General features: G+C 63.6%; 11 protein-coding genes. 1 reads left to right on the forward strand and 10 read right to left on the reverse strand.

All coding sequences use genetic code 11. The annotated features are described in order from the left end of the window. Window positions 1–2 precede the first annotated feature (2 nt). Window positions 3–887 (forward strand): ABC transporter permease, encoded by an 885-nt coding sequence (locus XH91_RS24830; RefSeq protein WP_128953021.1) that lies wholly within the window; start codon window positions 3–5, stop codon window positions 885–887. Here XH91_RS24830 and cnbZ read toward each other — a convergent pair. From cnbZ to XH91_RS24880, 10 genes are all read right to left on the reverse strand, one after another. After that, on the reverse strand, window positions 884–1,630 hold the full coding sequence (gene cnbZ / locus XH91_RS24835) for a 2-amino-5-chloromuconate deaminase CnbZ (protein WP_128953022.1): 747 nt from the start codon (window positions 1,628–1,630) through the stop codon (window positions 884–886). The two genes, XH91_RS24830 and cnbZ, sit on opposite strands and share 4 nt — an antisense overlap. A gap of 8 nt (window positions 1,631–1,638) precedes the next feature. After that, on the reverse strand, window positions 1,639–2,889 hold the full coding sequence (locus tag XH91_RS24840) for an adenylate/guanylate cyclase domain-containing protein (RefSeq protein WP_128953023.1): 1,251 nt from the start codon (window positions 2,887–2,889) through the stop codon (window positions 1,639–1,641). Next, complete coding sequence (locus tag XH91_RS24845) at window positions 2,886–3,275, reverse strand: response regulator (protein WP_128953024.1); 390 nt, start codon at window positions 3,273–3,275, stop codon at window positions 2,886–2,888. The genes XH91_RS24840 and XH91_RS24845 overlap by 4 nt, the downstream gene beginning before the upstream one ends. Continuing rightward, window positions 3,272–6,403: a GAF domain-containing protein gene (locus tag XH91_RS24850; protein WP_128953025.1), complete on the reverse strand. Its 3,132-nt coding sequence runs from the start codon at window positions 6,401–6,403 to the stop codon at window positions 3,272–3,274. Before XH91_RS24850 ends, XH91_RS24845 begins: the two co-directional genes overlap by 4 nt. A 54-nt stretch (window positions 6,404–6,457) precedes the next feature. After that, entirely contained in the window at window positions 6,458–7,441 is a 984-nt protein-coding gene (locus tag XH91_RS24855) for an ABC transporter substrate-binding protein (protein ID WP_128953026.1), read from the reverse strand. 123 nt (window positions 7,442–7,564) lie between these two features. Then, window positions 7,565–10,660: a MexW/MexI family multidrug efflux RND transporter permease subunit gene (locus XH91_RS24860; RefSeq protein WP_128953027.1), complete on the reverse strand. Its 3,096-nt coding sequence runs from the start codon at window positions 10,658–10,660 to the stop codon at window positions 7,565–7,567. Between the two features lie 69 nt (window positions 10,661–10,729). Beyond that, window positions 10,730–11,923, reverse strand: a complete 1,194-nt coding sequence (locus tag XH91_RS24865) for an efflux RND transporter periplasmic adaptor subunit (RefSeq protein ID WP_128953028.1) — start codon at window positions 11,921–11,923, stop codon at window positions 10,730–10,732. Window position 11,924: 1 nt separating this feature from the next. After that, the gene (locus tag XH91_RS24870; RefSeq protein WP_128954983.1) at window positions 11,925–12,626 is read right to left on the reverse strand and encodes a TetR/AcrR family transcriptional regulator; all 702 of its coding nucleotides are present in this window, start codon (window positions 12,624–12,626) and stop codon (window positions 11,925–11,927) included. 144 nt (window positions 12,627–12,770) lie between these two features. After that, on the reverse strand, window positions 12,771–13,361 hold the full coding sequence (locus XH91_RS24875) for a thiamine pyrophosphate-dependent enzyme (protein ID WP_128953029.1): 591 nt from the start codon (window positions 13,359–13,361) through the stop codon (window positions 12,771–12,773). After that, window positions 13,358–13,903, reverse strand: a complete 546-nt coding sequence (locus XH91_RS24880) for a phosphonopyruvate decarboxylase (RefSeq protein WP_128953030.1) — start codon at window positions 13,901–13,903, stop codon at window positions 13,358–13,360. The genes XH91_RS24875 and XH91_RS24880 overlap by 4 nt, the downstream gene beginning before the upstream one ends. Window positions 13,904–13,961: the final 58 nt, after the last annotated feature.

Raw genomic sequence — 13,961 nt, forward strand, 5'->3', positions numbered from 1 at the left:
CCATGACCGACGCCGCCTTGCCGGCCCATCTTGTACAAGCCGAAGAGTTGGACAGCCCGGCACGCCGGGCGCGGCGTCGCCTGTTCAAGCGCAAGGCGGCGGTTGCGGGCCTCGCGGTCCTCACGGCTTTCATCCTGCTCGCACTGCTGGCGCCCCTTATCGTGCCTTATGATCCCATCGCAACGAGCTGGAGCCTGGTGCGCAAGGCGCCCACTGGGGCGCACTGGTTCGGCACCGACGAGCTCGGCCGCGACATCCTGAGCCGCGTGATCTATGGCGCGCGCGCCTCGCTGTTGGCCGGCTTGATCTCGGTTGCGATCGCGCTGGGCATCGGCGTGCCGCTTGGCCTCCTCGCCGGCTATCGCGGCGGATTCGTCGATGCGCTGATCAGCCGGATCACCGATGCGATGCTCGCCTGTCCGTTCCTGATCCTGGCCATTGCGCTGGCCGCGTTTCTCGGGCCAAGCCTCGGCAATGCCATGATCGCGATCGGCATCTCGGCAACGCCAGTCTTCATCCGCCTCACGCGCGGCCAGGTGTTGAGCGTGAAGGCCGAGGATTATGTCGAGGCGGCTCGTGCGCTCGGCAATCCACCCTGGCGGATCGCGGTCTCGCACATCCTGCCGAACATCCTGCCCGCGCTGCTGGTCCAGGCGACCTTGTCGATCGCCGCAGCCATCATCGCGGAAGCCGCCTTGTCGTTCCTTGGGCTCGGCCAGCAGCCGCCGTCGCCCTCCTGGGGCAGCATGCTCAATGCGGCGCAACGCTTCTTGACCCAGGCGCCCTGGATGGCGATCTGGCCGGGTCTGGCGATCTTCCTCGTGGTGCTGTCGCTGAACCTGCTTGGCGACGGCCTGCGCGATGCGCTGGACCCACGCCAGCGTTAGATCACCACCTCGCGCATCACGCGCCGGCAATCCATCTCATATTCGAGATCGACCACCGGCGGCCGCGCGAAGTGCCAGGTGAGCCCCGAGCGCAGCGCGCCGCGCCGAACCAGCTCGTCGACCAGCGCGTGATGGAAGTCGTGCACGGAATAGGCCTGCACGCCGGTGGTGTCCTTCCAGCCGAATCCGAACGCCGTCATCCGGTTCTCCATCTGCGAGGTCGTGGTGAAACGGACCTTCTCGCGCAGGCCGTCCGGGCTCAGGTCTCGGTAGCGCACGGTGCGCTCGACATAGGTGCCGCTGCCCTCGCGTGCCTCGGCGCCACCGGCGATCACGAAGGATGGCGCCTTCGAATTCGTGGGGCGCGTGAACGAGAACGCGTAGAACGACGGCTCCGCGGGCGGATCGATCTCGGGGCATACATTGCTACGCGCCACCGGATTGGTGCTGCCGTCGAAAATGCCCCACTCCGACAGCGTCTTCACATAGTGCAGGTTGAACGCGCGAAAGCCTTCTTCGCTGAAGGCCGCCGGCGAGCGCAGCTCGCAGGCGCAGAAGGCCGTCAGCGGACGCCCTTGCGACCGGATGTAGTCTGCAGCCAGCGCAAATCCATCGGCCAGCGGGACCAGGCGATCGAACCTGACGCGCTCGATCTCGTAGCCGTCAACGGCAGCCGCGCCCGCCGAATACTGGAATACGGAGGGAATGAACCGGTAATTTCCGGCGGAAAATTCACGCGTCATGTCGAGCCCTAATCCAGTTGGATGCGAATGCCTTTTGCGCCGTTGAGCAGGCGTCTCAAGTGAAAGCCGGCGAGCGGATCGTCGGCGTGCATCCCGACCAGCGCGGCGAAGGCCGGCATCGCCGCGGCATCACCCGCCTCCATCCTGGCAAACGCCTCGGAATATTGTGCTGTCGCGGGCGCATCAAACTTGTCCTGTGGCAGCGGCTCGAATGCGCGCAGCGGTTCGCTGCGTCCGCGGAGCATCAGATCACCCACCGGGCGCCCTTGAAAATTCGCAGCCGCCTCGGCGACACCGGAGCTGACACAGATGCGGGTGCCGAGCTGCTTGTTGGCGGCCTCCAGCCGCGCCGCGATGTTGATCGTGTCCCCATAGGCAGTGTAGTCGAAGAAGCGATTGCCGCCGAAATTGCCGACCAGCGCGGCCCCTGCGTGAATGCCGATACGGGTTGTGCCGAAGTTCACGCCCCTGGCCTTCTGACGCACGCAAAACTCCTGCGCCCAACGGTCGAGATCGTGCGCGCAGGCGACCGCGCGCGTCGCATAGTCGGGCTGATCGCCGGGCGCATTGAACAGCACGTGGATCGCATCGCCGATGATCTTGGCCACCGTCCCCTCATGCGAGAAGATCACGTCGGTCATGCCACCGACATATTCGTTGAGGAGCGCGCCCAGTGTCTCCGGCGCGGCGCTCTCGACCAGCGATGTGAAGCCGGTGATATCAGTGAATATGACGGCGACATCGCGCCATTGCACCTCAATGCCCTCGCCATCGCTGCCTGCCGCCAGACGCTTGGCCAGCTCGGGCGAGAAATGGCGCGACAGCGCGGCGTGGGCCCGCTCGGCCTCCGCCTGTCGGCGTCGCACTTCGCGCAGCATCTCGATGTGGCGAAGGGTCTTCTCGATCGTGGTTTCGAGGTCGGTGAAGTCGATCGGCTTGGTGAGAAAATCGAACGCGCCGCGGTTCATGGCGGTACGGATATTGCTCATGTCGCCATAGGCCGAGACGATGATGGTCGACTTCTTCTCCTCGGCTTCCTGCAGCTTCTGCAGGAGCGACAGCCCGTCCATCCTGGGCATGTTGATGTCCGAGACAACCATGTCGACATGCGGATTTTGCTCGAGCGACTCCAGCGCCTCCAGACCGTCGCGCGCAAATATGATGGCGACGAGCCCGTCACGGATCTTCCTGCGGAATTTTTGCAGGATCAGCGCCTCGAGATCGGGCTCATCGTCGACGAAGAGGATTGTCGGGGTCATGCCGCCTGCTCGAGCCTCGTGTCGATCTGCTGGCGCAGCAAGGCGAAATCGATCGGCTTGGTGAGGAGACCGGTGGCGCCACGCTCTATCGCCTTGCGATATGTCTCGGCATCGCCATAGGCAGTGATCATGATCACGGGAACGTGCGGATGCTCGGCGCGCACTTTCGGCAGCATGTCGAGCCCACTCATGCCGGGCATGTTGATATCAGACAAGATCAGGATCAGCGAGGGATCGCGCACCTCGGCGGCACGCTTCAGCGCATCGGGCGCAGAGGGTGCGAATTCCATCTGGAAACGGCCGGCACGCAAGTCGCGCCGGAATTGCTGCCGGAACAGCGCCTCGACATCGGGCTCGTCATCGACGACCAGGATGTAAACGTTCACGTCTTGCCTCCGGAAGTGCCGCCTGCCGCCATTGCGCGCGGTAGGGTGATGATGAATTCGGTGAAGACACCGGGTGTGGTGTTTACGTCGATCGTGCCGCCGTGTTGCTTGACGACGATGTCGTGGCTCATGGACAGGCCAAGCCCGGTTCCCTCGCCGGCCGGCTTGGTGGTGAAGAACGGGTTGAACATCTTCTCCTTCACCTCTTGCGGAATGCCCGTGCCATTGTCCCGGATCCGGATCTCGACCCTATCGCCGAGATTTTTCGTCGCTGCGCTCAAGGTCGGCTCGAAGCCGTCGGCAGCACTGTCCTTGTGCTTGGTCGCCGCATAGAAGCCGTTCGAGACCAGATTGAGGAAAACGCGGGTGATTTCCTGCGGGTAAACATCGACCATGCCTGCTGCGGGGTCGAGATCGCGCTTGAGCGTGACGTTGAAGTTGGGTTTCTCGGCGCGCGCGCCGTGATAGGCCAGATTGAGGCTCTCCTCCACGATCGCGTTGATGTCCGCCGGGCGGTGCTCGCCGGAGCCTTCGCGCGAATGCAGCAGCATGTTCCTGACGATGGAATCAGCGCGCTTGCCGTGCTGCACCACCTTCTCGAGATTGCCCTTGAGCATGCTGGTCAGCTCGCCGATCTCTTCCTTCGTCTTGTCGTCGAGAGAAGCCGTTTGCAGGATCTCGTTGAGCTCGTCGATCAGCTCGGTCGAGACCGAAGAAAAGTTATTGACGAAGTTGAGCGGGTTCTTGATCTCATGGGCGATCCCGGCGGTGAGCTGGCCGAGGGACGCGAGCTTCTCGGTCTGGATCAGGCGGCCTTGAGCGGCGCGCAGATCGTCGAGGGATTGCGACAGCTCCCTGGTCCGTTCCTGGACTTCGTCGAACAAGCGTACGTTCTCAATCGCAATCAGGGCCTGGTCTGCGAATGTCGTTGCCAGCTCGATCTGCTTTTCGCTGAAGGGACGCACGACATGCCGCGTCAAGACAAAGACGCCGATGGGCGCCCCCTCCCGCAGCAGGGGGACACCTAGCATCGTACGCACGTTAGCGCGTCTGCGCGCGGACGAAGGCGCATATTCCGGATCCGCCTGTACATCGGGAACATGGACCGTCTTGCAATCGAGCAAGGTGCGTCCGACGACGCTTCCGCGCTCCGGCACGGAAGAAAATGTCCGAAGCTTGTTCTCCTGTTCCGCGTCGAGACCGCAGCTCGCTGCCAGATAAAAGGCGCCGTCGCGGGGCCGGAAGATCGTTCCTTCATCGGCATCACACAAGCGGGCAGCCGACCCCACCAGCGTGTCGAGTACGGTTTGCAGATCGAACGCGGAACGGCTGATGACCTTGAGCACGTCTGCCGTCGCGGTCTGCTGCTGCAACGCTTCGCTCAGGTCGTCAGTGCGTTCGCGCAGTTCGCTCAGCAGCCGCGCATTCTGGATCGCGATGACCGCCTGACTGGCGAAGCTCGTTACGAGGTCGACTTGCTTGTCCGTGAACAGGCGCACATCCTGCCGGAAAATCGCGACCACTCCATCGAGATCGTTGTCCCTAAGCATCGGCACCAGCAGAATGGTGCGGGCGCCGCCGAGCTCGGCCAGTTCCACGATCGGCGGAAAACCGGTGAGGTAGGCCGGCTCACGCGTCACATCCTCAACATGGACGTACTTGCGCGTCGCTATGACCCGGCCCAGCGGGTCGATCGGCGGCGGGAAAATGACCGGCGTGCGCTCGAAACTGGCGATGAAAGCGGGCGGCAGGTTGGTGGTCGACACGCAGCGGAAGCCGCCGTCCTCGGCCAGGAACAGATTGCCGAACTCGGCGTCGCAGATGCGGGTCGCTCGCTCCAGGATGGTGCGGAACACGGGATCGAGATCGCCTGGCGAGCGGCTGATAACCTGCAGCACATCGGAGGTGGCCGTCTGATGCAGCAGCGACTCGCGCAGTTCCATCGTCCGTTGCTCGACCTTGTTTTCGAGGTCTGCGTAGGATTCCTGCAAGCGCGAGCCCATGTCGTTGAACTGGTCCGCGAGCCCTTCCAGCTCGTCGCCGGTCTTGATCGAGATGCGCTGGGAGAAATCGCCGCCGCCGATTCGCTCGGCGCCGCTGCGCAGTGCCTGGATCGGGCCGACCATGCGGCGCGCCAGGAAAATTCCCGCGAGCACCGCAAAGATCGATGCGGCGAGCAGCACGATCGCGAGCCGCTGCAACGAGGCGTAGAGCGAGGCATAGGCCTCCTCGACCGGCAGCTCGACGAACATGGTCCAGTGCAGCGGCTCGATCGGGGCCGACGCGGTCAGAACCTTCTGGCCCTGGATGTTGACCGCTTCCTGGAGCGCATCGGGCATGACGCCACCGCCGGCCTGCGCCGCGCGTACCTGTGCCAGGCCGGACATGTCGGTGTTGCGCAGCACCAGGCTGATGTCGGGATGCGCGATCAGCCGCCCTTCGGGGCCGACCACATAGGCGTGCCCGTGCTGGCCGACCTTGATCTGTGAGACGACATCCCAGATCAGCTTGAGGTTGACTTCCGCGATGCTGACCCCGGCATCCTTCCTTGCCCCGGCCAGCGCCAGCGTCATATAGGGCTCGGACTCGCGACGAAAATAGACCGGCCCGTAATAGACCTTGTGCGCCACGGCTTCAGTAAACTTGGGATCGCTCGACAAATCGATGCCGCTGTCGATCGAGTCCATCGCCAGCCGCGAGACGCGCAGGCGCTCCTTGCCGGTCGAATCCACCTGGGCGAGCTCGGTGATCGCGGGCACCTGGCGCAGCAGCCGCAGCGCGTCGAACCGGCGCGGCTCGATCGAACCGGCAGACCACGGTAGCTGCGTGGTCCAGCCGAGCTGGCTCTCGATCTCCTTCACGAATTGGCTGATCTTGGCGGCGGCCGCCTCAGCCTGCTCGTGCTGGACCCGGATCAGCGCGGCCTTGTGTTCCCTGTAGTAGAAGAAGACCTCGAACAGGCCATTGGCCAGCAGGGCGACGGCGACTACAGCCACGAACAGCGCGACATATTTGGTGAACAGGCGGGTCCTGATCCCCCGCCCCGCCTCGGCGGGCGCGGCGCCGCTCCCGGCCGCGCTCGGCAGGGTTCTGGTCTGCGGGGTGTCGGGATGCACGGAAAGGCTCATTTTCCCGAGCCTAGCAAGAAGGCCGGACCTTGTCTCTTACTACGGCGTGCCGGGTTACTCGATGACCTCGTCGGCAAGTGCAAGCAAGGTCGGGGGAATTTCAAGGCCGGTGGCCCTGGCCGTCTTCAGATTGATCACCAGAGGATAGCGGGTCGGCAGCTCGAATGGCAGATCGCCGGGATCGGCTCCGTTGAAAATGCGGGCGACCAGGGCGGCCGCCCGCTCGAAGGACTCCGAGGAATCGGCGCCATAGGACATCAGACCGCCGTCGCGGGCGAACTGGTCGAACTCGTAGATCGCCGGCAGCTTCCGGACGGCGGCGAACTCGAACACGCGCTCACGGTTGAGAATGGTCAGCGCATCCGCCACCATCAGGATGCCGTCAGGCAAATCGTTGTTCATCACCGAGAACGCTTCGTCGAAATCGTCAGGCTCGCGCACGCCGAGCGCCTGCACGGTCAGCCCAAGCGCCTGGGCTGCCTTGGCGGACGCCTGATAGCGCATGGTCATGCCAAGGTCGTCCTTGTTCCAGAGCATCGCGACCTTGGTCAACTTTGGCGACAGCTCCTTGAGCAGCGACAGCCGCTTGGCGCTGAGCGTCGCCGCGACATCCGAAATCCCGGTGATCTTGCCGCCCGGATGCGCCAGGCTCTCGATCAGCCCGGTTTCGACGGGATCGCCGACACCGCTGGCCGCAACGGTCGCGATGCCGGCCGCCTTGGCGGCCATCGCCGTCGGATAGCCAATGATGACGACGACGTCGACGTTCTTGGCCTTTAGTTCTGACATCAGCGACGGCAGCATCGCGACATCGCCCAGCGCGCCCCGCGCCTCAAAGGTCAGGTTCTGGCCAAGCTTGAACCCCCGCTCTGCAAGCACCTTGACCAGGATCTTGCCGCCGGGGCTCTCCGCCGTAATAGGCGCGATCGGCGCGACGGTGCCGAGACGATAGGTGCGGCCGGGCGTATCGGCTGACGCCATGTCCGGCCGCACCAATGCCGCCCCGCCCAGCACCGCCAAAAATTCACGCCTCTTCATCCGACGCCTCGCCTCGAGCGCACATTCGCGGCGCTCCAGCCATCATAATATGGGATTCTGCACGACAAAAAAAAGCGGCAACAGCGATGGCTGTTGCCGCTTCGCACGCTCATGGAGCATTGGTCAGGTCGGCCGTAGCGCCTTGGCGTTGAGGTCGAGCTCGTGGACTTGCTTGTTACGCTCGGAATCGGCGGCTGCACGATGGTCGGTCGCCAGCACGACATAAACTGCGGGCAGGACGAACAGGGTGAACAACGTGCCGATCGACATGCCGGCGACGACCACAAGGCCAATCGAGAAGCGGCTGGCCGCGCCGGCGCCGGTCGCAGTCAGCAGCGGGATCAGACCGGTCACCATCGCAGCCGTCGTCATCAAAATCGGCCGCAGGCGGATGCGGGCCGACATTTCGATGGCCGAGCGGCGATCCAGCCGTTCATTCACCTGCAGCTCGTTGGCGAATTCCACCATCAGGATGCCGTGCTTGGTGATCAGGCCGACCAGCGTGAGTAGACCGACCTGAGTGTAGATGTTCATGGTCGCCACGCCGAAGAACAGCGGGATCAACGCACCGACAATCGCCATCGGAACCGAGATCATGATCACCAGCGGGTCACGCAAGCTCTCGAACTGGGCCGCCAGCACCAGGAAGATGATGATCAGCGCGAAACCGAAGGTGATCGCGAGCTGGTTGCCTTCCTGCACATACTGCCTGGAATCCGCGAGATAGTCGTGGCTGAAGCCCTGCGGCAGCTTCTTGGCCTCGCCCTCGAGGAAGTCCACCGCGGCGCCGACGGTCACGCCGGGCATCGGCACGGCCGAGAAGGTCGCCGAGTTGAGCTGATTGTAGTGCGTCAGCGAGTTCGGGTCGGTCCTGGTCTTGATCGAGACCACGGTCGATAGCGGCAGCTGCTGGCCGGTGTTGGTCGTCACGTAGTAGCCGCCGAGCGACTCCGGCGACAGCCTGTCGGCGCGAGGCACCTGCGGGATCACTTGGTAGGAGCGGCCCTGGAGATTGAAGCGGTTGATGTAGTTGCCACCGAGCAGAACCGCGAGGGTAGAGCCGAGGTTCTGCATGTTGACGCCGAGATCCTGCGCCTTGTTACGGTCGATCGTGACTTCAACGCTCGGCTGGTTGAAAGCGAGGTCGCTGTCGGAGACGATGAACATGCCGCTCTTGCGCGCCGCGTCCTTCAGCTTCTCCATCTGCTCGAAGACGGTCTGGTAGCTCGCGGTGGAATTGATGACCATCTGCACCGGCAGACCGCCCGGGCCACCCGGCAGCGGCGGCAGGTTGAACGCGAACGCCTGCACGCCCTCGATCTTGGAGAGCTCGGCCTGGACCAGCGGCTTCAACGCGATGGACGAGCGCTTACGCTCTTCCCATGGTTTGAGCAGCATGCCGGCGATACCGCCCTGCGGGCCGTTGATGCCGTTCAGCACGAAGCGCAGATCGGTCTCGGGGAAGCTTTGAAACTTCTTGTCGAGCTTGTCGCCGTAGAAATCGACATAGTCGATGTTGGCGTATTTCGGCGCCTTGGTCACCGCGAATACGATGCCCTGGTCCTCCTCAGGTGCCAGCTCCTTCGAGGTGTGCATGTAGAGAAAGCCGACGAGTCCGAGAATCGTGACTGCGAACAGGCCAGTAATCAACTTGTAATCGAGCGACCGGTCCAGCCTGCGGCCATACCAGCGCGTCACAGCACCGAACACGTTGTTGACCAGCTTGGCGAAGCGGCCCTCTTCGGTGTTCTTGAGCAGCACCGAGCACATCATCGGCGACAGGGTCAGCGCGATCACGCCTGACACGATCACCGAGCCCGCGAGCGTGAAGGCGAATTCCCGGAACAGCGAACCGGTGAGACCGCTGAGGAAGCCAATCGGGGCATACACCGCCGCAAGCGTGATGGTCATCGACACGACGGGACCGACGATCTCGCGCGCGCCTTCGAGCGCCGACTGCACCGGAGTCTTTCCCTCTTCGAGATGTCGATGGATGTTCTCCACCACCACGATGGCATCGTCGACCACGAGACCGATCGCGAGCACCATCGCGAGCAAGGTCAGCAGGTTGAAGCTGAATCCCAGCGCCAGCATCAGGGTACAGACGCCGATCATCGACAACGGGATGGTGACGACGGGAATGATGACCGAACGCAGCGAGGCCAGGAACAGGAAGATCACCACGATCACGATGATCACGGCTTCGCCCAGCGTCTTCTCCACCTCGTTGATCGAGGATTGAATGAACTTGGTCGAGTCGTAGGCGACCTTCATCTTCATCGACGGCGGCAGGTTGCGCTCGAGCTCGGGGAACAATGCCCGCACGCCCTTGACCAGGGTCAGCGGATTGCCCTGCGGCGTCGCGTTCACACCAATGAAGATCGCATGCTCGCCGTTGAAGGCGACGCTCGCGTCGGTGCTCTGCGCCGCGAGCTCGACCGTGGCGATATCCTCCATCCGGACGAAGCCACCGTCCTTGGCCTTCACGATCATCTTCCTGAACTGGTTGACGTCGGTCAGACTGGTATTCGTCGAGATGTTGGAAACGATGAGATAGCCCTTGGTCTGGCCCGCCGCGGACTGGAAGTTGTTGGCCTGAATCGCGGCCGCGACATCGGCCGGCGACACGCTGCGGCCTGCCATCTTCACGGGGTCGAGCCAGAGCCGCATCGCAAAGGTCTGGCCACCGAGAATGTCGGCCGAGGCGACGCCGTCGACGGTGGACAGCACCGGCTGCACGACGCGCGTCAGATAATCCGAGATCGCCGAGCCCGACAGCTCCTCCGAGGAGAAGCCGAGATACATCACGGCCGTGGTCTGGCCTGTGGTCTTGGTGACGATCGGGTCGTTCGACTCCTTCGGGATCAGATATTTGACCGAGTTCGTCTTGGCCAGCACCTCGGTGAGCGCCTGGTTCGGATCGAAGTTCAGCTTGATGTAGACCTGAATCGTCGAGGTGCCGAGCACCGAGGACGAGGTCATGTAATCAACGCCTTCGGCCGAGGCGACCGCCTGCTCGATCGGCGTCGTGATGAAGCCCTGGATCAGGTCCGCGGACGCGCCGGGATAGACGGTCGTGATGTTGATGACCGTGTTCGACAGCTTCGGATACTGCCGGATCGGCAGCACCATCGCGGCGCGCAGGCCGATCAGCAGGATCAGCAGGCTGACAACGACCGACAGAACCGGGCGCTTGATGAAAATATCAGTAAAGGCCATCGCGGCGATCTCGATTTCGCTTGTCTCAAGAAACGTGATCCGGCCGAGCCGGATCACGTGAGTGTATTGTCAGTAGCGCGGCGGGTTCGCCGGGATCTGTGGGGCGGGATCGGTCGAAATCGCAACGGCAGCGCCCGATTGGAGCTTGAGCTGGCCGACGGCAACGACCTTGTCGCCCGCCTTCACACCCTTGATGATTTCGACGCGGCCGTTGACCCGATTGCCGGTCTGCACGAACGTGCGCACCGCACTCAGCGTCGTCTTGCCGTCCTCTTCCTTCTTCTCGGTGATCATGAAGACGGAGTCGCCGTACAGCGTGTAGTCGACGGCCGTTTCCGGAACGGTGATCACGGCCGGCTTGTCCGGCAGCACCACCGTGGTGGTCACGAACATGCCGGGCTTCAGGATCTTCTCGGGGTTGGCGACCGTAGCCTGCACGCGAATGTTGCGGGTGTCGGTGGCGATCTGAGGCTCGATCGTGGTGATCTTGCCGTCGAAGGTGCGGCCCGGATAAGCGTCGACCTTCAGCCGAACCGACTGGCCAACCTTGAGGTTGCCCGAGTCCTTTTCCGTCACCGTGAAGTTGGCCCACAGCTCCGACAGATCGGTCAGCGAAACGATCGCGGTGCCGGCGGTGAGGTATTGTCCGACCTCGACCTTGCGGACACCGAGATCGCCGGAGAACGGCGCGCGCACCAGCTTCTGCGAGATCAGTGCTTCGGTCTTGGCAATGCCGGCCATGGCCTGGTCATAGGTCGCCTGAGCGGCATCGACGGTCGACTGCGGACCGAACTGGCGCGCCGCCAATTGCTTGGCGCGGTCGAGCGCCAGCTGTGCGCCGGTCGCCTGCGCCTTGTAGTTGGCGAGGTCGCCCTGGTCCGGTCCGTCGAACAGCTGCACCAGCGGCATGCCGGCCTCGACGTGCATGCCCGGCTGGAACTTGATCTCGGTGACCCGTCCATTGACGTCGGCGGTGACGTCGACCTGGTGCACGGCGGCGAGGCCGCCGACCGCGGTCAGCAGATTCGGCACCACCTCGGACTTCGCTTCGGCCGCGCTGACCAAAGTCGGCGGCGGCTTGTTGTTGGCGAAGAACTGCTTGATCATCTGGCCACGGAAATAATTGAACCAGACGAGCCCTCCGACGAGCGCGCCCAGCAGCGTGCCGACGATGATGAACCAGAGCACCGGCCGAACCGGACGCTTGGGGGCCTTGCTGTCGATCGGTTCGCCCGAAATCTTGTGTTCGGCTACGATGTTCATGTCATGCACTCTCTGCAATCGCCGTCTTGTCCGCACCCGGGGCCAATTCGTGGCCCAGATGCGAAGCAATTGCGGCGTCGTTAAGTCCGATGCCTCTCAGGAGAAATTCACAGAGCTGCCGCTCCAGATCGTTCGCCCCGCCATAGGCGAGACAATGCACCGAGGGCAGCCTGGTCAGCGCGGCGGTCATCACCGTGTGATGCGCAAACCAGAACAGGTTGAGCGGTTCGCTACCACAGGCTCGCGCATCCCCGGCAGCGACGGCGCGTTCGAGCGAGGCGACAAAGACCGCGCCGATCAGCGTCTCGATCTTGGCATATAGCAAACGGGCGAACTCGCCGTCATCCAGATGACTGGTAACCATCAGCCGCAGGCGCTGGGCCTCTTCCTGGTCCGGACCGTCGGCGATCAGCAGGAAATGCTGGACCATGCCGCGGATCAGCTCGACCAGGGTGGCAGTCGACGGCTCCCGCTCGAGCAGTTCTGTCAGCGCCGGGTCCGCCTCGCACTCGTCGCTGAGGATTTCGGCATAGAGCGCCGCCTTGGAAGGAAAATGCTTGAACAGCAATGCCTCGGAAATGGCAGCAGCTGCCGCCACGCTCTTGGTCGTGGTGCCGTTATACCCGTGTCGGGCAAAGCAGCGCTTTGCGGCTCCGAGGATCAATTGACGCCTCAGGTCGCTCGTCATACGCAATGTGCTCATGGTAGTGAGTAAGCACTCACCCACGCAAAAGTCAAGCCAAATGGTGCGACGCAACCTAGATGGGTGGGAACCTGTTGGAAATTGGTCACACTCTACCTCCGCGGGGAGAAACGTCACCCGCGGGGGCCAGATCAGGGACCGGCGTCAGATCGGCCGGAAACCGAGGTCGCCCCGGATCCGGTTGACGATAAACGTCCCGTCCCGGCTCGGCAGGATCCGCTCGACGTTGGCGCTGTCGATCTTCACATTGGCAAAGCGCGGTCCCGCCGACAGGTCGTGGACGGCTTTGGCGAAGGCTTCCACCTCAGCCATGGTCGAGATGGCCCGGCTATCGGCGATACCGCAGGCCCTGGCAACGCCGACGAGGTCGGCCGCGGCCGAGGTGTGGCTGGTCTGGCCGCCGGTCTCGCCATAGGCCTCGTTGTCGAGCACCACGATTGAGAGATTGGACGGCTTCTGCAGGCCGATGGTGGCAAGGCTGCCCATGCCCATCAGCATCTCGCCGTCGCCGGTGATGACCAGCACCGGCAACTTTGGCTGCGCCAGCGCGAGCCCCAGCCCTATCATCGCAGCGCCGCCCATGCCGCCCCAGAGATAGAAGTTGCGGGCGTGATCGCCGGCCGCGGTGATGTCGTTGGTGGAGGCTCCGAGGCCCCCGATCGCGACCACGTCCTTGCGATCAGCCAGCAGCGCGGAGACCACCTGGCGGCGGTCGAGGAGATTGGCCTTGCTCATTTGGTGAAAACCTTGGCGCCGATCAGGCGTTGCGACAGCAGGACGGCAGTGGGCGTGAGCGCGTTGTAGGCCTGGGCAGCTGCCGCCTCCAACACGGCCGGCACCTCAGCTGCGTTCGAGGCACGCAGCACCTTGATGCCCGAAAGCTCGAGCACGCCCTGCGTGGTCGAACCCATCGGCACCTGCCACGGATTGAACTCGCCCCACTCGCCGCGCATGGTCACGAGCGTGAGGAACGGAAAGCGCAGGATCGGGATCAGCGACAGCATGTTGATGCAATTGCCGACGCCGCTCGACTGCATCAGCAGCACGCCGCGCTGGCCGCCGGTCCAGGCGCCGGCGAGCAGCGCCACGCCCTCCTGCTCGGTCGTCAGCGGAATGCCGCGCATCGTGGATGAAGCCAGCACACGCTGGATCAGCTTCGAATGGCCGGCGTCGGGCACGTAAGGGACCTGCCGGACGTCGAAGCGTTGCAAGGTCGCGAAAATGTCGTCGGGCCATGTCGGCGCCGTCGTGTCGGCAGCATCAGCGCGGGCGTGCATTTTTCTGTCCGGTCGGCTAGCAAATCACGGCGAGACTGTAGACGGTGATGCGCACGGC

Source organism: Bradyrhizobium guangzhouense (genome assembly GCF_004114955.1).
Taxonomy (GTDB): Bacteria; Pseudomonadota; Alphaproteobacteria; order Rhizobiales; family Xanthobacteraceae; genus Bradyrhizobium; species Bradyrhizobium guangzhouense.

Bases quoted from the DNA above. Each gene is read 5' to 3' on its own strand.
- XH91_RS24830 (WP_128953021.1), top strand. From the start codon at position 3: ATGACCGACGCCGCCTTGCCGGCCCATCTTGTACAAGCCGAAGAGTTG.
- cnbZ (WP_128953022.1), bottom strand. From the start codon at position 1,630: ATGACGCGTGAATTTTCCGCCGGAAATTACCGGTTCATTCCCTCCGTA.
- XH91_RS24840 (WP_128953023.1), bottom strand. From the start codon at position 2,889: ATGACCCCGACAATCCTCTTCGTCGACGATGAGCCCGATCTCGAGGCG.
- XH91_RS24850 (WP_128953025.1), bottom strand. From the start codon at position 6,403: ATGAGCCTTTCCGTGCATCCCGACACCCCGCAGACCAGAACCCTGCCG.
- XH91_RS24855 (WP_128953026.1), bottom strand. From the start codon at position 7,441: ATGAAGAGGCGTGAATTTTTGGCGGTGCTGGGCGGGGCGGCATTGGTG.
- XH91_RS24860 (WP_128953027.1), bottom strand. From the start codon at position 10,660: ATGGCCTTTACTGATATTTTCATCAAGCGCCCGGTTCTGTCGGTCGTT.
- XH91_RS24865 (WP_128953028.1), bottom strand. From the start codon at position 11,923: ATGAACATCGTAGCCGAACACAAGATTTCGGGCGAACCGATCGACAGC.
- XH91_RS24870 (WP_128954983.1), bottom strand. From the start codon at position 12,626: ATGAGCACATTGCGTATGACGAGCGACCTGAGGCGTCAATTGATCCTC.
- XH91_RS24875 (WP_128953029.1), bottom strand. From the start codon at position 13,361: ATGAGCAAGGCCAATCTCCTCGACCGCCGCCAGGTGGTCTCCGCGCTG.
- XH91_RS24880 (WP_128953030.1), bottom strand. From the start codon at position 13,903: ATGCACGCCCGCGCTGATGCTGCCGACACGACGGCGCCGACATGGCCC.